The sequence below is a fragment of the Portibacter marinus genome (assembly GCF_021533195.1).
Lineage (GTDB): Bacteria > Bacteroidota > Bacteroidia > Chitinophagales > Saprospiraceae > Portibacter > Portibacter marinus.
In genome coordinates, this window is sequence record NZ_JAJNKB010000002.1 from 363,539 (window position 1) to 385,872 (window position 22,334).

Genomic DNA, 22,334 nt, shown 5'->3' on the forward strand with positions numbered 1-22,334 from the left:
TCAGTATTGTATTGATTTAATCAATGCTTCTAAATTATCAAATGCTTTACCATTTTTGAGCGAATCTTCAGCTTCCAATAGACAATCATCAAAAGATTTTTGGCGATCAAAAGTCTGAATACCAAGAGCCGCATTGGTCAGAACAACCGCATTTTGGGCATCAGTGCCCTGGCCTTTCAGGATCAGACCGAATGTCTTGATGGCATCTGCTATGGTATCTGCTCCAAAAATCTGTTCAGCTTCAATTCGATTTTGGTTAAAATCGGCGGGTTCTAATAACTCTTCACCCTGTTCCGTGACAACTTTTGTAGTACCTGTGAGTGAAATCTCATCATAACCATCTAAAGCATGCACGATTGAGTAATTAATTTGACCTTCATTCATGATATGACTATAAAAAGGAATCAATTCAAGAGAATAAACTCCAGCCACTTGCTGACCGGGCTGAGCGGGATTGACCAGTGGACCCATCATATTGAAAAAAGTTTTGACTGCCATACCTTTGCGAACCGGGCCTAGTGGTTTTAATGCAGAATGAAAAAGTGGTGCATGCATAAAGCTAAGATTGAACTGGTCAAGTTGCTCTGCAATGATCCCGAGTTCATCAGTGAACTTATATCCCAACCCCTGAATGACATTGGAAGAACCACACACTGAAGACACCGCAGCGTTCCCGTGTTTAGCTACTTTGTAACCTGCACCTGCCACCACTACTGAAGCCAATGTGGAGATGTTGAAAGTATTCTTACCATCGCCTCCTGTACCACACATGTCAATCAATAAGGAACGGTCATAGTCTACTTTAATCATCAAGTCCAGCAATGCCTCACGAAACCCGGCGAATTCAGCAATACTTATAGGTCTCATTCTGTATATGGTCAATAATGATGCAAGTTGCATCTCATTATATTTTTCATCTGCGATCTCCCTCATCAGCACATTGGCTTCCTCTCTGCTTAATTCTTCATGATTGAATAATCTCTCCAATACTTTTTTCATGCCACTAAAGTTTTAAAAAATTGATCATCATTTCCTTGCCATGTTCGGTCATCACAGATTCAGGATGGAACTGGACAGCTCTGGTTTTATGATCCCTATGTGCAATACCCATAATTTCTCCCTCATCGTCCGTACATGTTACTTCTAAGCAATCCGGTAAAGTGCTTTTATCGATAACCCATGAATGGTAACGACCTGCCATAAACCTGTCAGGAATGCTTTCAAACATTTCCTTACCGGCCTCCGTTTGTACGAATTCTGTCTTTATACCATGATAGACGCGGGATAGATTCTTTAGAGAAGCACCAAAAACCTCACCGATCGCTTGTTGGCCGAGACATACCCCAAAAATTGGTTTCTTACCACTATATGCCTTAATAATAGGTTTTAGATTTCCTGCTTCATCAGGAAGGCCAGGTCCGGGGGACAGAATGATCCTATCATAACTTTGACAGTCCTCTACACTAATTTGATCATTCCGGTGAACTTCCACCTGAAGATTACTTACTTGTTTTACCAACTGGAAAAGATTGTAAGTAAATGAATCATAGTTGTCAATGATTAGTATCCTACTCATCTTAAATACTTTCTGCTAAGATTAAGGCTCGCTTTAAAGCGGCCAGTTTATTTTCTACTTCCTGGAGTTCCTTTTCTTCATCTGAATCAATCACTATGCCGCAACCAGCCTGAAAAATCAGCTTATTGTTTTTACTCAAGAATGATCTGATCATAATTGCGGTATTGATATCTCCATTGAGTCCCAAAAAGCCAATCGCTCCACCGTAAAAACTCCTGGAATGGGGTTCGTTTTCATTGATCAGTTCCATAGCGCGGTACTTGGGAGCTCCACTTAAAGTGCCTGCCGGAAAACTGTCTGCGTAAATTCTTAACGCATCTTCGTTGACGGTCATATCTCCTTTTACAATTGACGTTAAATGGATGACATGACTGAAAAATTGGGTGTTTTTATATTTATCTACTCTGACATTATCTGCTTTTCGGTTCAGATCATTACGTGCGAGATCTACCAGCATCACGTGTTCGGCATTTTCTTTTTCATCTTTCAACAACTTTTCAGCAAGCTCAGCATCTTTCTCATCATCTCCAGTCCTTCGAAAAGTCCCGGCAATCGGATGGATCTCCGCAATACCATCGTTAATAGTAAGATGCGTTTCAGGAGAAGAACCAAAAATCCGGTAAGAGCCAAAATCGAAGTAAAATAAGTATGGGGAAGGATTTATGGACCTTAAAGCTCTATATACATTGAGATCGTCACCCTTAAAATCCTGATAGTACCGTCGCGAAAAAACGACTTGAAACACATCTCCACGTTGGCAATGGTGTTTTCCCTTTGTAACCATATGCTTAAATTGCTCTGGTGGAATGGGACAATATTCTTGTCCAATCATTTTGAATCTTGCTGAATTAGAATGCCGGTTAGAAATCAAATTTTGCACCTCATCCATTTTAGATTCAGCTCCTTCTGGCAGATGCTCAATGATAGTAAGTGTATCGTTAAAGTGATTGATGACCACTACAAATTGGAAGTATTCATAAACTAAGTCCGGTATCAGTTTTTCATCTTTTTCTTCATCAAATTCAATTTGTTCAAAATATTGTACGGCATCGAAACTACTATAACCAAAAAAACCATTATACTTTTCACACTCCGCACTGCCTTCGAATTCAATGAGATTGAAGGTATCGGACAGACGGTCCAAAACAGTTAATTTGGATAAATTTTCTCGTGTGGTTTCCCCTTTTTGGTGCTTAATTTTAATGTTTCCCTGACTAGCTGAAAAAGAAAGTAAACTTTCAAAACACAGAAAAGACCTGCTATTTTCTTTCTTATTGTATTCAGAACTTTCTAGCAGAAAAACTTTGGGAAATTTACTCCTCAGATTCATAAGCATCTGAACCGGAGTATAAAGATCTGCAAACATCTTTCTGCTATTAGAATGAATTTTGATTTTCTCCATTGAAACTTTATGCTTAAAAAAAAAGTGACTTGCCGAATCGTGGCAAGTCACTTTTATAATTTTGAGTAAATTAAATACAGATTATGCCACATCCAGTTTCCTGAAGTGCCACCACCAAGCTGTATTATTTACATTATTTCTTTTCATGTCAATGCAAATATATATTGTTTTCGAAACTATTGTAAAAATTTATAAAATAAATCATTACAACATATTAAAAAAAAGACTTATATTTAATTTTGGTTATATGTAACAGACTATTATTTAGTTATTTGATTCAGAGTTAGCGAAGAACTAAATATATGGAGAATTTTGAAAAGTAATGAGAACGGAATGAGGTCGCCTGATTTTATGGTCAGGTGACCTTTTTTTAAAGACAAATTACTATTTGACATAGTCGCTTCGGTAGACCAATGCAAACATATCGTTTTCTAGTTCCAGATATCCATAGTCGTAGATAAAGTGGTAATCATTTCCGGATTTGGTGATGTATTGGTTAGTGAAATAATTGAAATTAAATCCCTTTTCAAATAGGCGGTCCCGATGCACCTTTGTTTTACCATGGGGATTTAACTCAGCTAGTATACGTCGATTTTTTCTTAGAATATGATTGATTCTTCTGGCGTAGTTATTAGGATTTCTATTTAATTGGTTGTTATACGAATTTCGGCAATAATCTCCACAGAATTTTTTATCGGAGCGACCTCGGATTTCTTCCGCACATTCTAGGCATTTCCTCATCTGGTTATTTTTAACAAAATATATAGTAATTTCTACAAAGAACAAATTATAATTTTTATTTGAGTTGGGCTTTAGTTAGATTTGAAAGGATTTAAAAATGCAATTGAAAACATTTGAATACACCTTTTAAAGATCGCTCTGCGTTCAGGGAAGTATTCGAGCTGTATTACAATCCGCTCGTTAACTTTATTTACTCCAGGTACGTGAAGGATTACGAGATATCCAGAGATATTGTCCAATCGACCTTTGGAAAAGTTTGGGAGAAAAGAGATTCAATCAACATTTCTACCTCCATTAAAAGCTATCTTTTTCAGGCTTCTAGGAATCGAGCATTAGATTACATCAGATCTAAGACTGATCACGCTATAGAGTTACAAGATGATTTCAGAGACTATGATTTAGCAGAAGAGAATGTAGACATCGATGCGCGTTCTTTTTTAATTCGAGAACAGATAGTCGAGGCCATGAAAGGCATGAAACCTAAAATGAAAAAGATCTTCGAACTGAATAAATTTCAGGGCTTTTCTTATGAGGAAATAGCAGCTGATATGGAAATATCCAAAAGAACGGTAGAAAGTAATATGGCAAGGGCATTTGCCATCCTTAGGGATAAATTGAAAGACAGTGAAATATTTAACTAATCTAAAGTGTGAGAAAAAGATAATAAAACGTCTAAATAGAGACACCTAAATGATAGAAGAGAAGGACATATTGACTTATTTGGATGGTAATTCTTCGGCAGCTTTGAAGGAAAGGGTAGAAGCATGGATTAAAGAGAGTACAGACCACAAAGAAGAATTTGAATTTACCAAAATGATGTGGGAGGAATCGTCCGCAGCAGCTGATTATGTGCAGTTTGATCTGGAAGAAGAGTGGCAAGTCTTCGAAGAATCTATTGATAAGGATACTCCTCAGCGAAAGGAAAAGGAACCTTTTAAGGTCGTACCCATCGCTAAGAGGAGTCATGGATGGAGAACAAATCTTGCTGTAGCAGCTTCACTGACTGTACTCATCGCATCGACTTGGCTCTTATGGCCTCAGTCCGAATATATTGAAATTGTAGAGGCTGCTGAGGAAATGAATATGGAGTTGGAAGATGGTTCCCTGGTGAACATTAAAAAAGGAGCTTCTTTTAAGACTAAAAGGACATACCAGTACGACACTAAGAGGAATATTACGATAGCAGGCGAAGTAAAATTTGATGTGGTACGAGATACGCAGCGACCATTTATCGTAGAAACGGAAGAATCTGCAGTGGAAGTTTTAGGAACAATATTTAATATCAAAACGCAGGGAATCGAATCAGAAGTAGCAAATGAAGAAGGGCTAGTCAAGTTTTACATTATAGATGAGCCAGAAAACTACGTGACACTCGAGGAAGGAGATGTTATGAAATATGATGGTACAGGTTTCATAGATATGAATGAACCAGATACCATTCCACAGCCACCAGCACCTCGCGTCATCCCTAAAGTACAAGATGTTTTGCAGTATCTCAGGAGAGTCTCCCGAGGTCGCGTAACCTTTGGATCGGGGATCGGTGACCACATACTTGCAGACATGGACATTGATTACGAAGGTAAATCTGTCAGAGAGGTCATTCGCTTGATGGAAGAGAAGGCCTTAGTAGTTGTACTTAGTAAAGGATGTCCCACCTGTTTTGAAATAACAGAAATCATTCCCAGAAACCGATAATAGGCTTATATTTGTGGTCAATGAAACATTGGATCAAAACCACTTTCTTCCTTTTGTTTTTTGCTCATGTGCTAGTAGGACAGCACTCTGTGGCAAGACAATGGAATGAAATTTTATTGCAGGGTATTCGCGGTGATTTTGCTCGACCGACGGTTCATGCGCGAAATTTATTTCACAGCTCTGTGGCAATGTACGATGCATGGGCACTGTATGATTCTATTGCAAGACCTTATTTTATGGGCAATACGATTGATGATTACAATTTTGAATTTGAAGGTATGCCCTCTGTAATTGATGTTGAGAGTTCACGTGAAGAAGCCATCAGCCATGCGATGTATAGACTACTGAGACACAGATTTCTAACCTCTCCAGGTGCCTGGGAGTTATACCTGGCCACTGATTCACTCATCACCCATCTCGGCTTTGACAAGAACAACACTTCTCTTGATTATCGAAGTGGTGATCCTGCAGCTCTTGGCAACTTTATCGCTGACCACATTATCAAATTTGGATTGAATGACGGTGCAAATGAAATTCAAGGTTACGAAAATTTATATTACGAGACCGCTAATCCACCTTTGATTATGGATCGATCCGGAAATCCGGGAATAGAAGATCCCAATAAGTGGCAGTCACTCACTTTGGATGTTTTTATTGATCAAAGCGGTAACGTAATTCCATTAAATACACCGGAATTTCTGAGTCCGGAATGGGGTAATGTAACACCCTTTGCTTTAGACGAATCCGTCCTTTCCAGATATGAGAATGAATGGGGATACTGGAATGTTTATCATGACCCGGGACATCCCTGGTACATTCAGGATGGTATGGGAATTGATGATCCGTACAAGTGGGGATTTGCGCTTGTTTCAGTATGGTCCTCACATTTAGGCGTAAAGAATGATACTTTAATTGACATCTCTCCTGGAAGTATTGGTAATAACATGCAACTGCCTGCAAATTTTGAAGAATATAAAGATTTCTACAATTTTGAGAAAGGTGGTGACAACAGTCCCGGCCATTTGATCAATCCTGTTACTGGTCAGTCATACGAACCAAATTTGGTCAAACGATCTGATTATGGAAGGGTGCTTGCAGAATTTTGGGCGGATGGGCCTGATTCTGAAACGCCTCCTGGTCACTGGTTTACGATTCTGAATTATGTCAATGACAGTCCATTACTTGAAAAAAGATTTGAAGGAAAAGGGGAGGTTGTGGATGATTTAGAGTGGGATGTCAAAACCTATCTGGCATTAGGCGGAGCGATGCACGATTGTGCTGTCACAGCCTGGGGAATTAAAGGCTTTTATGACTATATAAGACCTGTTTCAGCAATTCGATATATGGCCACGAAAGGCCAGTCTAGTTCACAGAATTTGCCAAACTATCATCCTCATGGAATGCCTTTGGTTGATGGATACATTGAACTGGTGATGCCTGGCGATCCCTTGGCCGGTATTCAAGGTGAAAATACCAATGAAGTAAAGATTCTGGCATGGAAAGGGCCAGATTTTATTCAGGATCCCGAGAATTCATTAGCTGATGTGGATTGGATTCTTGCCAAGGATTGGTGGCCTTACCAAAGACCTTCCTTTGTGACACCACCATTTGCAGGCTACGTATCCGGACACTCTACTTTTTCACGTGCAGCAGCTGATATATTGGCTAGAATTACAGGAGATGAATATTTTCCTGGAGGGCTGGCCGAGTTCCAAGCTGCAAAAAATGAATTTCTGGTCTTCGAAGACGGTCCCAGTGAAGACATTGTTTTACAGTGGGCTACATACAGAGACGCTTCCGATCAGACCAGTTTATCCCGAATTTGGGGTGGTATACACCCACCAGTCGATGACATACCCGGAAGAAAGATTGGAATTCAAATCGCTGAAGAATGCTTTCAAAAAGCACGTGAATACTTTTATGTTGATGCTGATAATGATGGGTTTTACAATTATGAAGATTGTGATGATAGGAATGCAGCCTCTTATCCGGGTGCTGTTGAAATTTGTGATGGCCTGGATAATAATTGCGATGGATTAATTGATGAGGATCTGGAGATATTCACTTATTATTTGGATTCAGATGACGATGGCTATGGTACCTTAGAGCAAAGCATAGATACATGTGTTAACACACCTCCCGTCGGTTATTCCACAATGGCCTTTGACTGTGATGACCTGTCAGCTGATTCATATCCGCGAGCAGAAGAAGTTTGTGATGGTAAGGACAACGATTGTGATGGGTATATTGATGAGGGTCTGACATTATATACTTATTATCTGGATTCGGATGGGGATGGATTTGGCGATGCCAATGTATCACTTGATACCTGTATAAATGTTCCTCCGATAAATTTCGTCATTGACGATACCGACTGTAATGACTTCGAAGCTGGTGTAAACCCTGGCGTTATTGATTTATTGGACAATGACATAGACGAAGATTGCAGTGGACGTGATGCTTCTTCATCCGCATTCTATATCAACAATCTCAATACCGGTGAATTTATTTTGCATTATCCCGAGCCCATTAATGCTGAAATGAGAGTATATGCAGTCGATGGGAGATTGATGCTTCTAAAAAATTTAGATTTCACCGATCATTATCAGGAGTTAGATATGAGAAATCTAGGAACAGGTATTTATATTTTAATTCTTATTTCAGAAAGTGGAGAAAGATTATTTAGCGAAAAAGTGATCATGACTTTTTAAAATCTAATCACCATATTTTACCTTTCCATCCACAATGGTATACAATACTTTTGTATCCATTATTTCATCATCAGAACAATTGATTAAGTCTTTGGAAAGGATAACAATATCAGCGAGTTTGCCTACCTCTAGTGATCCCTTATCATCTTCTTCGAATCCAGCATAAGCATTTCCTAGCGTGTAAGAGTGAACAGCTTCTTCACGATTCATGGCTTGTTCCACAAAAAATTCAAAACCATTATCCACCCGTTTTCGTGTGACCGAGGCATAAAAGGATTCGATCGGATCCACATCCTCAACAGGTGCATCTGTTCCATTGGCAATAATCACACCTTCATCTAAAAAGGACCTCCACGCATAAGCACCTTCTCTGGCTCTTTGTTCGCCTAGTCTATTTTCTGCAAACAATGCATCCGATGTGCAGTGAATACCTTGCATTGCTGCTATCACACCTAATTCTTTAAAACGAGGAATGTCGGCAGGGTCTACATGCTGAGCATGTTCAATTCTCCATCTCGCATCTTTCAATGAGGGATTTTCTTGTTGTTCTTTTTCGATGATGTCTAATACTTCCTTGTTTGCCCGATCACCTATGGCGTGTACGCACAGCTGCATATTGCTTTCAATAGCAATGTCAGCAATAGCTTGAACTTCACTGATTTCTGTCGTATTCTGACCATGAAAGCCAGGCTTATCATGGTATGGCTCCAGCAACCAAGCACCATAGGAGCCCAATGCACCATCCACTTCGGTTTTGATAGCACGGCAAGTGAAAAACTTATTTCCAGCATCTATCACTCTTGCGCCCTCAGCTTTTCCTTTCATTCGTTCTGAAGAATGACGTAACATGGCCCACAATCTTAAATCTAATTCGCCATTTTCAGCCATCTCTGTATAGTCTGCTATTTCTTTGAAACTAGAGCCCGCATCTTGAAAAGAGGTAATTCCTTTTGAAAGACATTCTTGCTCAGCGAGGCCAATGGCTTCCACCCATTTCTTCTGCAGTTCTTCCTGATCCAGGGTAGAAAGATATTCTTGATAGATGCTTCTGATAGGACCCATAGCTCTTTCTTCAAACATTCCGATGGCATTGCCCTGATTATCTCTTACTATTCTTCCACCAGCAGGATCACCAGTTTCCTTTGAAATACCAGCCATGTCCATTGCTTTCTTATTTGCAAACAAACCATGTCCGCTAGCATGTACTAGTATAACTGGGTTATCGGGTGATACCTCACTCAATTTATCATGCGATGGATAGCCATCTGTAAGTTCTTCTTCAGCAGTTTTCCACTTATCTTGATGCCATCCTCGTCCTTCTATCCAAACATCTTTATCTAAGGTTGCGGCTTTTTCTCCTACCATGTTGACAATTTCATCCCATGATGTTGCTTTTAGAAAATTCAAATTTTGCAGGGACTTTCCTAAGCCGGAAAAATGACCATGCCCTTCTATGAATCCGGGCATAACAAACGCACCATTGGCATTTATTACTCTCGTGCTATCACCTTTAAGCTTCATTATTTCACTTGTGTTTCCTACCTGTGTTATCCTTCCATTTTGCATTGCAATAGCTTCAGCTCTGGGATTTTCATCATCTACAGTCCAGATGTTGGCATTGGAAATGATTAAATCAACAGATTGATCTTCTTCAGTACAGGATTGGATCAATAAAAACAACAGCAATATTCTTAAAAACTTCATCTATCTTAAATAATTCGAGAATGTGAAAACAATTGTAAGCTAATTCAATTTCTATCTTTGTCAAAAATTTAAAGCAAAATATGCACTCAAGTCAAGAGATTAAGAATTTGTTTGACTTATATCTAAGCCAGTATAAGTTTCAAGGGCATCCTTCTAATTTATATCAGCCCATTGAATACATGATGAACTTAGGTGGAAAGAGGATCAGACCCGTTTTGGTCATGATGGCTTGTGAAATGTTCAGCGGTGATCCTGAAAAAGCGATGGATGCTGCTCTGGCATTGGAAGTTTTTCACAATTTCACTCTTGTTCACGATGATATTATGGACAAGGCAGAAACCAGGAGGGGTGAAGCGACAGTGCATGAAAAGTGGAATGAAAACCTGGCAATTTTATCGGGAGACGCAATGCTGATTATGTCCTATCGCTTATTGGGACAGTATGAAAACCCACAACTAAAGGTAAAACTCTTCGATATTTTCAGCAAGTTGGCTTCTGAATTGTGTGAAGGGCAACAGATGGATATGAATTTTGAAAGCAGTGATGATGTTCATGTCGATGACTACCTCAAGATGGTTACCTTAAAAACTGGTGTATTGATCGCAGGAGCATTGAAAATGGGCGCTTTGATTGGAGGGGCAAGTGATGAAGACAGTGAAAAACTCTATCAATTTGGTAAGAATATTGGTATTGCATTTCAATTGCAGGATGACCTATTAGACACATTTGGGACCTATGAGAAGGTCGGTAAAAAGATCGGTGGCGATATAGTTCAAAATAAAAAAACGTATCTTTACCTCAAGGCAATAGAACTTGCTGGTAATAAAGTGAAAGAGAAGCTCACTTCATTATACTCAGAACACACCTCTGGAAAAGAACAAAAAAAAATCAATGAAGTCACTAATATCTTCAAGAGTTTAGTGGTAGACGAATACGCAAGACAGGTAAGGGATGCCTATCTCGATTTGTCTTATGCACATTTGGATGCAATTGTATTACCAATTGAAAATAAGGTTGAAATTAAAAATTTAGGTAAGCAATTAATAAACAGAGATTTTTAAATGGGTAAAACTGGTGCACTGATCGCTTTGGCCTTTCCTGAGGAATTTGTTTCTATGATTCCGGCATGGTATAAGAAACCTTTGGAATGGATAGGTATGATCAAAAATGATAAGGTTTGTGCTGGACATGCAGCTCTGGCTTTGGTTGACGGAGAAACTGGAAAGGTCGAGTATGCTGACTTTGGAAGATACATCACCCCTTTTGGAAAAGGGAGAACGCGTACGGAATATACAGATCCGGAATGTGTGATCGAAGTCAAGGCTGAATTTGACGAAGATGGTAAAATCAAGAACGAGGAAGAAATTCTACTTTATCTAGAAGCTCATCCCGATAAAACACATGGAGCAGGTAGAATGTATGGCTCTTTCTGTTACAATATTAATTATAGAAAAGCTAAAAATTTTATACGAGATATCAATTTAAAAGGATCCCTTGCTTACGACCCTTTTAAAAAAGATGCTTCTAATTGTGCGCGGTTCGTATATGATACCTTTAAAGCAGGGATAAAGTCGCGCAAACAAAGAACCAAGCTTAAATTATGGAATCAGGTCACTCCTTCGCCTTTGGGTATCGTTTTCAACGGTACAGATCAAAGTGAAGTGTATAGTGTATTAGATGGTGAGATAGAGCATTATAATGGTTCGAAATTTACAGCGGTAATTAAGCACCTTTTCCTTAAACCAAGTGATGAAGATGAAGAACATCAAGAAAAACTTGACCTGGAAGACACACATCACTGGCTGGATGGTGTAGGCGCAAGCGGCTGGTTTAGACTTTCTAAACCAAATGGAAAATATATATTTGAAAGAAGGTATCCAGACGGAAAAGTTATATTTGAAGAGGAGTTTTACTCCGATAGTGAGCAGTTTGACATCAATCAACCTTACGAGCTGATTCACGACTGTAATGCACTTTGGTGCACTGTGCGTCAGAATGGAAAAATTCACAGGCTCTACAATTATGGCTATAAGGAACTGGTTTAGAAAATGATCTTGCCGTTCCACCATTGCTTTTCTATGGTTGCTCCTTGTCGCTCATAAAATTTTATGGCCTCAGCATTCCAATCCAAAACTTGCCATTTAACCATTTTGGCACCCTGGGCTTTTGAATCTTTTAACCACATCTCCCAAAGCTTGCTTCCCACACCTTGGTTTCTGTATTCCGGTAAGACGACAAAATCTTCCAGATACATCATCTTGCCTTTCCAGGTGGAAAAATTCATGTAGTACAGTACCATTCCTACAATGCGCTCCTGATCTTCAGCTACAATGACCTGGAATACTTTTTCCTCAAAGCACCTTTCGTAATATTTTGGATCTACATTCACGGCATCACCTTCTTTTTCATAATCAGCTAAGACCTGGACGAGGTGATGAACCGCAGACATGTCTTCTTTTTTTGCTTTTCTATAATTCATAAAATGGGTTTTGATGCTGACAAATTATCAAAAATCAACCTCTTTAAAGATTATTGAGCTTAAAACCTGGCTAATGAATCGATAGAATATTTTGCATGCATTTCAAGTTGTGAAATTTTAATTGGACCTAAACATACTTGGTTTTTCAATTTAATAGGACAGATTGAATCACTAGAGACCTAACTCTATAAATAACTGTTAAAATGGAGAGAATGGCATTTGGAAAATCGAAAAATAGTCGTACATTTGCATTCGCTTTTGAGAATAGGTGTCTCTAGTTGGGTCGAAAGACCTTATTTTCAAGGGTTTTACAAAGATTTAACATAAAATAAATGTTTTAGAAAATATGCCTACTATTAATCAGCTGGTAAGGAAGGGTAGAAAAAAAGTTGTTACGAAGAGTAAATCTAGAGCTTTAGACAGATGTCCTCAGAAAAGAGGAGTTTGTACCAGAGTTTACACAACGACACCCAAGAAGCCTAATTCAGCACTTAGAAAAGTCGCAAAAGTAAGATTGACCAATGGAATTGAAGTCATTGCCTATATTCCAGGTGAAGGTCACAACTTGCAAGAGCACAGTATAGTTTTGATACGAGGGGGAAGAGTGAAAGATCTTCCTGGTGTAAGATATACCATCGTAAGAGGTGCTTTAGATACAGCGGGTGTAAATGATAGATTACAAAGTAGAAGTAAATACGGTACTAAAAGACCTAAAAAATAATTTCGCATGAGAAAAAGAAGACCGAAATTAAGAGTTATTGCTCCAGATCCTAGATACGGTGATCAACTGGTTACAAAATTCATCAATAACTTAATGGTATCAGGCAAAAAGAATGTCGCAATAGCTAATTTCTATGAAGCCATGGACATCATAGCTGAGAAAAGTGATGAAAACCCTCATGAAGTTTGGCAGAAAGCGTTGAATAATGCCACCCCTCAAGTAGAAGTGAGAAGTAGAAGAATTGGAGGTGCTACTTTCCAAATTCCAACTGAAATTCCTGCTAAGAGAAAAACTTCTATCGGAATGAAATGGTTGATACGATTTGCCAGAGAGCGAAATGGGAAGGGGATAGCAGATAAGTTGGCTAACGAATTGCTTGCAGCAAGTAAAGGAGAAGGTGCAGCAGTAAAAAGGAAAGAAGACACACATAGAATGGCCGAGTCGAACAGGGCATTCGCACACTTTAGAGTATAATAAAACAAACATTAAATGTCAAAGGATCTAAAATTCACTAGAAACATTGGTATCGCAGCACACATTGATGCTGGTAAGACAACTACTACGGAAAGAGTACTGTATTACACAGGTCTAAGTCACAAAATTGGTGAAGTACATGATGGTGCAGCTACAATGGACTGGATGGAGCAAGAGCAGGAAAGAGGAATTACCATTACCTCCGCTGCGACTAAGACCAATTGGAACTGGAAAGGGCAGGATTATCCGATGAACATCATTGATACTCCGGGTCACGTTGATTTTACAGTAGAAGTGAACAGATCATTGAGAGTACTTGATGGTCTAGTGTTTCTCTTCTGTGCAGTATCTGGAGTGGAGCCTCAGTCTGAGACCAATTGGAGATTGGCTGACAACTACAATGTACCTAGAATAGGGTTTGTTAACAAAATGGACAGATCTGGCGCTAACTTTTTTAGCGTAGTTAATGATGTAAAAGAAAAATTGGGTTCAGATGCTATTCCTTTGCAGGTGCCGATCGGTGCTGAAGAAAGATTTAGAGGTGTAGTAGATCTGATTACTAATAAAGCGATTGTTTGGAACGATCACGATATGGGGATGACTTACGAGGAAATTCCTATCCCTGAAGACTTACAGGATACTGTATTAGAGTGGAGAGAGAAATTGTTAGAGGCGGTTGCTGAATATGACGAGAATTTAATGGAAAAATTCTTTGAAGATCAGGATAGTATCACGGAGCAGGAAATGATCAACGCAGTTAGAGGAGCAGTTTTAGATAACAAATTCGTTCCTATGATGTGTGGATCTGCCTTTAAAAATAAAGGAGTTCAGGCGGTATTGGATGCAGTATGCGCATTTCTGCCTTCACCATTAGATGTTGATGCGGTGACAGGTATTAATCCGGATACCGAAGAGCCAGTTAAAAGAAAGCCTTCCGTTAACGAGCCTTTCACGGCTCTTGCTTTTAAAATTGCAACCGATCCATTCGTAGGAAGACTTGCGTTTTTCAGAGTTTATTCTGGTGTTTTGGATGCAGGGTCTTATATATATAATACACGAACAAGTAAAAAAGAGAGAATTTCTCGACTTTACCAGATGCACTCCAATAAGCAAAATCCTATTGATAGGGTAGAGGCTGGAGATATAGCAGCTGGAGTAGGCTTTAAGGATTTGAGAACAGGTGATACGCTCTGTGATGAGAAGCACCCGATCGTTTTAGAAAGCATGAAATTTCCAGATCCGGTAATTGGTGTCGCAGTTGAGCCTAAATCTCAAAAGGACATGGATAAACTGGGTATGGCATTAGCAAAGTTAGCTGAAGAAGACCCTACTTTTAAAGTAAGGTTCGATCCGGATACAAATCAAACGGTGATCAGTGGAATGGGTGAGCTTCACCTGGAGATCATCGTTGATCGATTGAAAAGAGAGTTTAAGGTAGAATGTAATCAAGGTGCTCCTCAAGTTAATTACAAGGAAGCATTGACTCAACAGGTAGATCATAGAGAAAGGTTGAAAAAGCAGTCTGGTGGTTCTGGATTGTTTGCAGACATGCAATTTGAATTAGGACCCGCAGACGAAGAATTTTTAGAATCTGATGACTTTAAAGCTGGAAAGGTTAAACTTCAGTTTGTAAATGATATTGTTGGAGGTAAGATTCCTAAAGAATTTATGCCATCTATCGTCAAAGGATTTACGTCTATGATGGACAATGGTATACTTGCTGGATATGGTATCGATAGTATGAAAGTTAGAGTGTATGACGGTTCGACTCACGCTGTGGATTCAAAGCCTATTGCATTTGAACTTTGTGCTAAAGAAGGATTTAAAGAAGCGGCGAAAGGTTGTAAACCTGTACTTCTTGAACCGATCATGAAGCTTGAAATTACTACTCCTGAAGAATATACTGGTTCGGTTATTGGTGACTTGAACAGAAGAAGAGGTCTTCCAAAAGGCCAGGAACAAAAGTCTGGTGGAGCAGTACAAATTTCTGCTGACGTTCCTTTATCAGAAATGTTTGGGTATGTGACGCAGCTTAGAACCATAACTTCAGGTAGAGCGAGTAGCTCAATGGAATTTTCTCATTATGCAGCAGCTCCTAAGAGTGTGGCAGATGAGGTGATTGCTGAAGCTAAAGGTGAAGTAAAAGTTTAAGAAAATATTGCGGCAATGAGATATATTGCTATCTTTGTGCCGCTTTTTAAAATAATATATTTAATTACTAGGTAATGAATCAAAAAATCAGGATTAAACTTCGTTCATACGACCACAACTTAGTGGATAAGTCGACGGAGAAAATCGTGAAGACAGTACGAAATAGTGGTGCTGTCATTACGGGTCCGATTCCGCTGCCAACAGAGAAAGAAATATTTACGGTATTGCGTTCCCCGCATGTCAATAAGAAATCTCGTGAGCAGTTCCAATTGCGTACCCACAAAAGATTGATCGAGATTTATACTCCGACGCAGAAAACCGTTGATGCTCTATCTAAACTAGAGCTTCCTTCAGGAGTAGATATCCAGGTTAAGTTGACATAATTTTAAATAATTTTCAAGAAATCGCTGGCACTTTTAAAGTGCCCGTAGACTTTTTGTTCATAGTAAAATAATATATCGTGGACGGTATAATAGGTAAAAAAGTCGGTATGACGAGTATCTTCTCCACCGATGGGAAGAACGTCGCTTGTACTGTAATAGAGGTAGAGCCAAATATTGTTACTCAAGTTAAATCTGAGGACACAGATGGTTACAATGCACTCCAGATAGGTGCCGGTGAAGCAAAGGAGAAAAATACAACAAACCAATTGTTGGGTCATTTTGCTAAAGCGAATACCTCACCAAAGAGAAAATTGGTTGAACTGAGAAATGCTTCATTTGAAAAAGCATTGGGTGATTCCATTAGCGTCGATGAAGTATTTTCTGTTGGTGATAAAGTGAGTGCCATAGGCATTACGAAGGGAAAAGGATTTCAGGGTGTTGTGAAAAGACACAATTTCCGAGGAGTGGGAGATGCAACTCATGGACAACACAACAGAATGAGAGCTCCTGGATCTATTGGAGCCGCTTCTTATCCTGCGAAGGTATTCAAAGGTATGAAGATGGGAGGTAGAACTGGTGGTAAGAGAGTTAAAATTGCTAACCTGGAAGTAGTGAAACTGTTTCCAGAGCAAAATTTATTGGTCATCAAAGGTGCTGTTCCTGGACATAAGGGATGTTACCTTGTTATAGAAAAATAATTGCAATGAAGATTGATGTTCTAAATATCGAAGGTAAGTCTACAGGAAGGTCTGTGGAACTTCCAAGTGAGATTTTCGGTGTAGAGCCGAATGATCACGCTGTTTATCTTGCGGTTAAAGCATATCACGCTGCTCAAAGACAAGGTACTCACAAAGCAAAAGAGAAGGGAGAAATTACGGGTTCTACGAAGAAGATTAAAAGACAGAAGGGTACAGGTACAGCAAGAGCAGGGTCTATTAAGAGTGGTCTTTTCAGAGGAGGAGGAAGAATGTTTGGACCTAGAGCTGACCGTAATTACAATTTGAAATTGAATAAGAAAGTTAAGCAATTGGCAAGAGCTTCTGCTTTAAGCACCAAGGCGAAGGATGGGAAAATAGTGGTGATCGAAGATTTCACATTTGACAATCCTAAGACCAGCAATTACGCTGGAATGTTGGCTAGTTTAAGTGCTGCTGACAAGAAATCCTTGTTGGTATTGAGCGAATATGATAAAAACCTTTTACTGTCAAGTAGAAATTTAAAGAAAGCTCAGGTTGTCAACGCGAAGGATTTAAATACTTTTCAGATTCTTGATGCGCAGTCAATCATTTTGAGTGAAGGTGTCATTGAGAAGATGCAAGAATCATTTGCTTAAGCATAAAAGAATAGGAAAATGGCCAAGAATATTTTAATAAAACCCATCATTTCTGAAAAAGCAGAAATGTTATCGGAAACAACCAATCAATACAGCTTTATCGTGAATCAGAAAGCGAATAAAGTAGAGGTAAAGAAGGCTGTAGAAGAAATGTATAGTGTGCATGTAGCTTCTGTGAATACGATGATTATGCCTGCGAAGGCGAGAAATAGAAATACGAGAAGCGGTTTGATCAAGGGTCGAGTTTCTTCTTTTAAAAAGGCCATCATCACATTGGCTGATGGAGAGGAGATAGATTTTTACGGAGATATATAATTAGCATTAGTATAAAAATTATTTAACAATGCCAGTAAAAAAGTACAGTCCAGTAACACCAGGTACGAGATTTAGAGTCGGTCTGGATTATTCAGGAGTATCAGAAAATAACCCTGAGAAAAGTCTTACTGCAAAGTTGTGTAAAACAGGTGGAAGAAACCACGACGGAAAGATGACGATGAGGCAAAAAGGTGGTGGACACAAGAAGAAGTATAGAATTATAGATTTCAAGAGGGATAAGGAAGGAGTTCCAGGTAAAGTGAAGTCTATTGAATATGATCCGAACAGAACGGCATTCATTGCATTGATTGTTTATGCGGACGGAGACAAAAGATATATCATCGCACCTAATAAGTTAAATGTAGGAGATGAGATTTTATCTGGAAAAGATGCTGCACCTAATGTTGGTAATGCTATGTATCTGGAAAATATACCTTTAGGATCCTCTATTCACGCAATTGAATTGACACCTGGAAGAGGTGCTGCGTTAGCCAGATCTGCAGGAACCTATGGTGTATTGATGGGCAGAGAAGGTAAGTATGCTTCCGTTAAGTTGCCAAGCGGTGAGGTTAGAAGAATACTGATTACTTGTAAAGCGACCATTGGAACTACTTCTAATCCTGATCATACATTACAAGTTCTCGGTAAAGCCGGAAGAAAAAGATGGCTAGGAAGAAGACCTAGAGTGAGAGGTGTGGCTATGAATCCAGTCGATCACCCGATGGGTGGAGGTGAAGGTAAATCTTCAGGAGGTCATCCAAGATCAAGAACTGGTATTATGGCTAAAGGTCAAAAGACCAGAAATGTAAAGAAGGCTTCTTCAAAGCTTATTATTTCTAAGAGAAAGAAAAAAAATTAAGATAATATGGCTCGTTCATTAAAAAAAGGACCATACGTTTTTCATAAGCTTTTGGACAAATTAGTCAAAGCTAAAGAATCGAATAAAAAAACAGTTATTAAAACCTGGTCAAGATCGTCAATGATTATTCCTGACATGGTAGGTGAAACAATAGCTGTACATAATGGTAAAACATTTATTCCTGTATTTATTACAGAGAATATGGTAGGGCATAAACTAGGTGAATTTTCACCTACCAGAAGCTTTAGAGGCCATTCTGGAAACCGAAAGTAATATTGATTTAAGTTTTTAAACGCAAATAAAAATGGAAGCAGTTGCGAAATTAAGGAATTGTCCAATGTCGGCGCGAAAGATGAGACTGGTAGTAGATCTTATCAGAGGTAAGCGTGTTGATGAAGCGCTGAATATCCTTAAATATACAAAGAAGGAAGCAGCAGCATGGTTGGAAAAGCTATTGTTATCAGCTATCTCTAATTGGGAGAATAAGAACGATATGCTCTACAGTGCTGACGAATATGATCTCTTTGTTAAAACTGTGTTTTCCGATGAAGGAACAATGCTGAAGCGATTCAGACCTGCGCCACACGGGCGTGCTCACAGGATTAGAAAGAGAACAAATCACGTGACACTGATCGTGGAAAATAGAATTCCGATCGAAGAAGTCGAGCAGGAAGTGGAAGTCGCAGAAACAACAGAAGAATAAATATAAATCTATCAAATAAATGGGTCAAAAGACAAATCCAATAGGTAATAGATTAGGAATCATCAGAGGATGGGATTCTAATTGGTATGGCGGGCACTCTTTCGGAGATAACTTAATCTCTGATGTGAAAATCAGAACTTACCTGAACGCCAGAATCCATAAAGGTGGTATCGCAAGAATTATCATTGAGCGTACACTGAAAAGAATCACAGTAACCATTCATACTTCAAGACCCGGTATTATTATCGGAAAAGGTGGTTCAGAAGTTGATAGAATCAAGGAAGAATTGAAAAACCTTACAGGTAAGGATGTTCAGATCAATATTATTGAAATACGTAAACCGGAATTAGACGCTGCAATTGTAGCAGAATCTATTGCAAAGCAGATTCAGGGTAGGGTCAATTATAGAAGAGCTATTAAGATGGCTATTCAATCTACCATGAGAGCTGGAGCAGAAGGTATTAAAGTAAGGATTTCGGGTCGATTAAATGGTGCGGAAATGGCAAGATCTGAAGAATATAAGGATGGTAGAACACCTTTGCATACTTTCAGAGCTGATATTGATTACTCATTGAATGAAGCTTTAACGGTTTACGGTAAGATCGGAGTGAAAGTATGGATTTGTAAAGGTGAGGTTTTAGGTAAAAGAGATCTATCTCCTAATGTGGGCGTCGATAAGAAAAAAGGCGGAAAAAGAAGAGGTAGAAATAACAGGTAAGTCAAATTAAAATTGTACTTTTGCACCGCTTTTGGAGAAAGGTACAGTTTGAAGAGCAATAAATTAAGCAAACGTTCATAAAAAGATAGTACAATGTTACAACCAAAAAGGACGAAATATAGGAAACAGCAGAAGGGAAGAAATAGAGGTCTTGCTTATAAAGGAAGTTCTATTGATTTTGGAAGCTTTGCCTTGAAAACATTGGAACCAGGTTTCATTACGAATAGACAGATTGAAGCAGCAAGGATTGCGATGACCAGATATATGAAGAGAGAAGGAACTGTGTGGATCAGAATATTTCCTGATAAACCTATTACCTCCAAACCTCAAGAAGTGAGGATGGGAAAGGGTAAGGGTGCTTTAGATCACTATGTGGCAGTTGTTAAGCCTGGAAGAGTACTATTCGAAATGGACGGAGTTTCATTCAATGTAGCTCAGGAAGCTTTGAGATTAGCAGCCCAGAAGTTACCGGTGAAAACCAAAACTGTAGTTAGAAGAGATTATCAAGAGTAAAATTTAAACAGAATTTTCAATGGCGACTAAGAAATATTTAGAATTACAAGAATTGTCTGATGCTGATTTAGCGAATGAAATCAAGACTACTGAAGCACAATACAAAAATTTGAAATTCGATCACGCTATCAAGGGTCTTGACAATCCTTTGGCTTTGAAAGAAGTGAGAAGAGATATAGCAAGATTAAAAACTGAATCAAGAAGAAGAGAGCTTGCAGCCATGTCGGAGGAAGCTAAGGCTAAGCGATCTAGGATTGTTGCCAGAAGAAAATAATTAAGCTGTTAGAAATTTATAAAATGACTGAAGAAAGAAAAATCAGGAAACAGAGAGTGGGAGTTGTAACCAGCAATAAAATGGACAAGTCGATCACTGTATCTGTAGAAAGAAGATTACAGCACCCGATTTACGGGAAATTTGTAAAAAAGTCTAAGAAATTTATGGCTCATGATGAAAAGAATGAGTGTAATATTGGTGACTTGGTAAAGATAACAGAGTCAAGACCTCTAAGCAAAAGCAAGAGGTGGAGATTAATAGAGATCCTTGAAAGGGCTAAATAATTTAAAGAGCATTACAAATCGTTAACAATGATTCAGCAGGAAAGTAGACTAAACGTCGCAGATAATAGTGGAGCTAAAGAAGTACTTTGTATTAAAGTACTGGGGGGATCTAAAAGAAGATACGCTTCCATAGGTGACAAGATTGTTGTGACAGTGAAAGAAGCTTCACCTAATGGTGTAAAAAAAGGTACTGTTTCACAAGCTGTTGTGGTCCGTACTAAGAAAGAAATTAGAAGAAAAGACGGTTCCTACATTCGATTTGATGATAATGCAGTAGTCCTTTTGACTGCGAATGACGAGCCCAGAGGTACCAGAATTTTTGGACCGGTTGCTAGAGAGTTAAGGGAAAGTGATTATATGAGAATTGTGTCATTGGCTCCTGAAGTATTATAATTTAAAATTATGGGAAATTTAAAAACTAAGAAGTCCATGAAGGTACATGTTAAAAAAGGTGACAAGGTCATAGTTTTAGCTGGAGCTTCAAAAGGTAAGACAGGTAATGTCCTCGAGGTCTTTCCAAAGGACTATAGAGCAGTTGTGGATGGTGTAAACATCGTGAAAAAACATACAAAGCCTTCTCAGGATAATCCGGGAGGAATTAATGAAATACCTGCACCAATTCACATTTCTAATCTTGCTTTGGTAGACCCTAAGACGGGAGAAGCAACGAGAATAGGAAGAAAAGAGGTTGACGGTAAGTTGGTAAGATATTCTAAGAAGTCAGGTGAAATTATAAAGTAATGAGTTACGTACCTAGATTAAAAAAATATTACAAAGAAGAAGTAGTTCCCAAGTTAATGGAAGAATTTGGATACAAAAGTATCATGCAAGTTCCTAAATTGACAAAGATATCCTTGAATCAAGGGGTTGGTGGTGCTACTCAAGATAAGAAATTGGCAGAAAATGCTGTGGAAGAGATGTCTATTATCACGGGTCAAAAAGCTGTTCCTGTGAAAGCTAAAAAGTCTGTGTCAAACTTTAAGTTGAGAGAAGACATGGTCATTGGAGCTAAAGTGACACTTAGGAAAGAAAGGATGTACGAATTTCTTGAAAGATTTGTTACAGTGGCTTTACCAAGGGTAAGAGACTTTAGAGGAATTTCTGATAAAAGTTTTGACGGTAGAGGTAATTACTCATTAGGTATTACTGAACAAATCATTTTTCCGGAAATTAATATTGATAGAGTCAATAAAATTACGGGAATGGACATCACATTTGTGACAACAGCTGAAACTGATGCAGAAGCATTAGCGTTGTTAAAGCATATGGGTCTTCCATTCAAAAATCAAAATAATTAA

28 protein-coding genes are annotated in these 22,334 nt (G+C 38.7%); 22 read left to right on the forward strand and 6 right to left on the reverse strand.

Annotated elements, in window-relative coordinates; genetic code table 11:
- From trpD to L2567_RS05675, 4 genes are all read right to left on the reverse strand, one after another.
- Positions 1-999, reverse strand: a complete 999-nt coding sequence (trpD, locus tag L2567_RS05660) for an anthranilate phosphoribosyltransferase (RefSeq protein ID WP_235296778.1) — start codon at positions 997-999, stop codon at positions 1-3.
- A gap of 4 nt (positions 1,000-1,003) precedes the next feature.
- Positions 1,004-1,576, reverse strand: a complete 573-nt coding sequence (locus tag L2567_RS05665) for an anthranilate synthase component II (protein WP_235296779.1) — start codon at positions 1,574-1,576, stop codon at positions 1,004-1,006.
- A gap of 1 nt (position 1,577) precedes the next feature.
- Entirely contained in the window at positions 1,578-2,978 is a 1,401-nt protein-coding gene (locus L2567_RS05670) for an anthranilate synthase component I family protein (RefSeq protein ID WP_235296780.1), read from the reverse strand.
- 384 nt (positions 2,979-3,362) lie between these two features.
- Positions 3,363-3,719 (reverse strand): hypothetical protein, encoded by a 357-nt coding sequence (locus tag L2567_RS05675; RefSeq protein WP_235296781.1) that lies wholly within the window; start codon positions 3,717-3,719, stop codon positions 3,363-3,365.
- A gap of 113 nt (positions 3,720-3,832) precedes the next feature.
- Between L2567_RS05675 and L2567_RS05680 the strand changes: the two genes are divergently transcribed.
- The 3 genes from L2567_RS05680 to L2567_RS05690 are packed head-to-tail and all read left to right on the forward strand — an operon-like array spanning position 3,833 to position 8,125.
- Positions 3,833-4,360 (forward strand): RNA polymerase sigma-70 factor, encoded by a 528-nt coding sequence (locus L2567_RS05680; protein WP_235296782.1) that lies wholly within the window; start codon positions 3,833-3,835, stop codon positions 4,358-4,360.
- 49 nt (positions 4,361-4,409) lie between these two features.
- Entirely contained in the window at positions 4,410-5,414 is a 1,005-nt protein-coding gene (locus tag L2567_RS05685; RefSeq protein ID WP_235296783.1) for a FecR family protein, read from the forward strand.
- A 20-nt stretch (positions 5,415-5,434) separates the two neighbouring features.
- Positions 5,435-8,125 carry a MopE-related protein gene (locus L2567_RS05690; RefSeq protein WP_235296784.1) on the forward strand — a complete coding sequence of 897 codons (2,691 nt, stop codon included), beginning with the start codon at positions 5,435-5,437 and terminating at the stop codon, positions 8,123-8,125.
- 3 nt (positions 8,126-8,128) lie between these two features.
- Here the strand turns inward: L2567_RS05690 and L2567_RS05695 are convergent, their stop codons facing one another.
- On the reverse strand, positions 8,129-9,829 hold the full coding sequence (locus tag L2567_RS05695) for an amidohydrolase (protein ID WP_235296785.1): 1,701 nt from the start codon (positions 9,827-9,829) through the stop codon (positions 8,129-8,131).
- A gap of 80 nt (positions 9,830-9,909) precedes the next feature.
- On the opposite strand from L2567_RS05695, the gene L2567_RS05700 reads away from it, so the two are divergent.
- Together L2567_RS05700 and L2567_RS05705 are read left to right on the forward strand one after the other, a co-directional pair.
- Complete coding sequence (locus tag L2567_RS05700) at positions 9,910-10,890, forward strand: polyprenyl synthetase family protein (protein ID WP_235296786.1); 981 nt, start codon at positions 9,910-9,912, stop codon at positions 10,888-10,890.
- Positions 10,891-11,874 (forward strand): DUF6695 family protein, encoded by a 984-nt coding sequence (locus L2567_RS05705; protein ID WP_235296787.1) that lies wholly within the window; start codon positions 10,891-10,893, stop codon positions 11,872-11,874.
- On the opposite strand, the gene L2567_RS05710 is transcribed toward L2567_RS05705, so the two are convergent.
- Complete coding sequence (locus L2567_RS05710; RefSeq protein ID WP_235296788.1) at positions 11,871-12,308, reverse strand: GNAT family N-acetyltransferase; 438 nt, start codon at positions 12,306-12,308, stop codon at positions 11,871-11,873. The genes L2567_RS05705 and L2567_RS05710 overlap by 4 nt on opposite strands.
- 346 nt (positions 12,309-12,654) lie before the next feature.
- Between L2567_RS05710 and rpsL the strand changes: the two genes are divergently transcribed.
- The 17 genes from rpsL (at position 12,655) to rplE (ending at position 22,334) form a co-directional block, all read left to right on the forward strand.
- On the forward strand, positions 12,655-13,029 hold the full coding sequence (rpsL, locus tag L2567_RS05715) for a 30S ribosomal protein S12 (protein ID WP_235296789.1): 375 nt from the start codon (positions 12,655-12,657) through the stop codon (positions 13,027-13,029).
- Positions 13,030-13,035: 6 nt separating this feature from the next.
- Entirely contained in the window at positions 13,036-13,503 is a 468-nt protein-coding gene (gene rpsG / locus L2567_RS05720; RefSeq protein WP_235296790.1) for a 30S ribosomal protein S7, read from the forward strand.
- 15 nt (positions 13,504-13,518) lie between these two features.
- Entirely contained in the window at positions 13,519-15,654 is a 2,136-nt protein-coding gene (gene fusA, locus L2567_RS05725) for an elongation factor G (RefSeq protein ID WP_235296791.1), read from the forward strand.
- A gap of 74 nt (positions 15,655-15,728) precedes the next feature.
- Entirely contained in the window at positions 15,729-16,037 is a 309-nt protein-coding gene (gene rpsJ / locus L2567_RS05730; protein WP_235291981.1) for a 30S ribosomal protein S10, read from the forward strand.
- A 77-nt stretch (positions 16,038-16,114) separates the two neighbouring features.
- Entirely contained in the window at positions 16,115-16,735 is a 621-nt protein-coding gene (gene rplC, locus L2567_RS05735; RefSeq protein WP_235296792.1) for a 50S ribosomal protein L3, read from the forward strand.
- A gap of 5 nt (positions 16,736-16,740) precedes the next feature.
- The gene (gene rplD / locus L2567_RS05740; protein WP_235296793.1) at positions 16,741-17,370 is read left to right on the forward strand and encodes a 50S ribosomal protein L4; all 630 of its coding nucleotides are present in this window, start codon (positions 16,741-16,743) and stop codon (positions 17,368-17,370) included.
- A gap of 18 nt (positions 17,371-17,388) precedes the next feature.
- Positions 17,389-17,685 carry a 50S ribosomal protein L23 gene (gene rplW / locus L2567_RS05745; RefSeq protein ID WP_235296794.1) on the forward strand — a complete coding sequence of 99 codons (297 nt, stop codon included), beginning with the start codon at positions 17,389-17,391 and terminating at the stop codon, positions 17,683-17,685.
- A gap of 28 nt (positions 17,686-17,713) precedes the next feature.
- A complete protein-coding gene (rplB, locus tag L2567_RS05750; RefSeq protein ID WP_235296795.1) occupies positions 17,714-18,544 on the forward strand; it encodes a 50S ribosomal protein L2 in 831 nt (276 codons plus the stop codon).
- Positions 18,545-18,550: 6 nt separating this feature from the next.
- The gene (gene rpsS, locus L2567_RS05755; protein WP_235296796.1) at positions 18,551-18,817 is read left to right on the forward strand and encodes a 30S ribosomal protein S19; all 267 of its coding nucleotides are present in this window, start codon (positions 18,551-18,553) and stop codon (positions 18,815-18,817) included.
- A 31-nt stretch (positions 18,818-18,848) separates the two neighbouring features.
- Positions 18,849-19,247: a 50S ribosomal protein L22 gene (gene rplV, locus L2567_RS05760; protein WP_235296797.1), complete on the forward strand. Its 399-nt coding sequence runs from the start codon at positions 18,849-18,851 to the stop codon at positions 19,245-19,247.
- A gap of 19 nt (positions 19,248-19,266) precedes the next feature.
- Positions 19,267-19,965 (forward strand): 30S ribosomal protein S3, encoded by a 699-nt coding sequence (rpsC, locus tag L2567_RS05765; RefSeq protein ID WP_235296798.1) that lies wholly within the window; start codon positions 19,267-19,269, stop codon positions 19,963-19,965.
- A 93-nt stretch (positions 19,966-20,058) separates the two neighbouring features.
- Complete coding sequence (gene rplP / locus L2567_RS05770; protein ID WP_235296799.1) at positions 20,059-20,478, forward strand: 50S ribosomal protein L16; 420 nt, start codon at positions 20,059-20,061, stop codon at positions 20,476-20,478.
- A gap of 19 nt (positions 20,479-20,497) precedes the next feature.
- Positions 20,498-20,752, forward strand: coding sequence for a 50S ribosomal protein L29 (gene rpmC, locus L2567_RS05775; RefSeq protein WP_235296800.1), 255 nt, complete (start codon positions 20,498-20,500; stop codon positions 20,750-20,752).
- 23 nt (positions 20,753-20,775) lie between these two features.
- Positions 20,776-21,036: a 30S ribosomal protein S17 gene (gene rpsQ / locus L2567_RS05780; RefSeq protein ID WP_235296801.1), complete on the forward strand. Its 261-nt coding sequence runs from the start codon at positions 20,776-20,778 to the stop codon at positions 21,034-21,036.
- Between the two features lie 27 nt (positions 21,037-21,063).
- Complete coding sequence (rplN, locus tag L2567_RS05785) at positions 21,064-21,429, forward strand: 50S ribosomal protein L14 (RefSeq protein WP_235296802.1); 366 nt, start codon at positions 21,064-21,066, stop codon at positions 21,427-21,429.
- A 36-nt stretch (positions 21,430-21,465) separates the two neighbouring features.
- Positions 21,466-21,777 carry a 50S ribosomal protein L24 gene (gene rplX / locus L2567_RS05790; RefSeq protein ID WP_235296803.1) on the forward strand — a complete coding sequence of 104 codons (312 nt, stop codon included), beginning with the start codon at positions 21,466-21,468 and terminating at the stop codon, positions 21,775-21,777.
- Positions 21,777-22,334 carry a 50S ribosomal protein L5 gene (rplE, locus tag L2567_RS05795; protein ID WP_235296804.1) on the forward strand — a complete coding sequence of 186 codons (558 nt, stop codon included), beginning with the start codon at positions 21,777-21,779 and terminating at the stop codon, positions 22,332-22,334. Before rplX ends, rplE begins: the two co-directional genes overlap by 1 nt.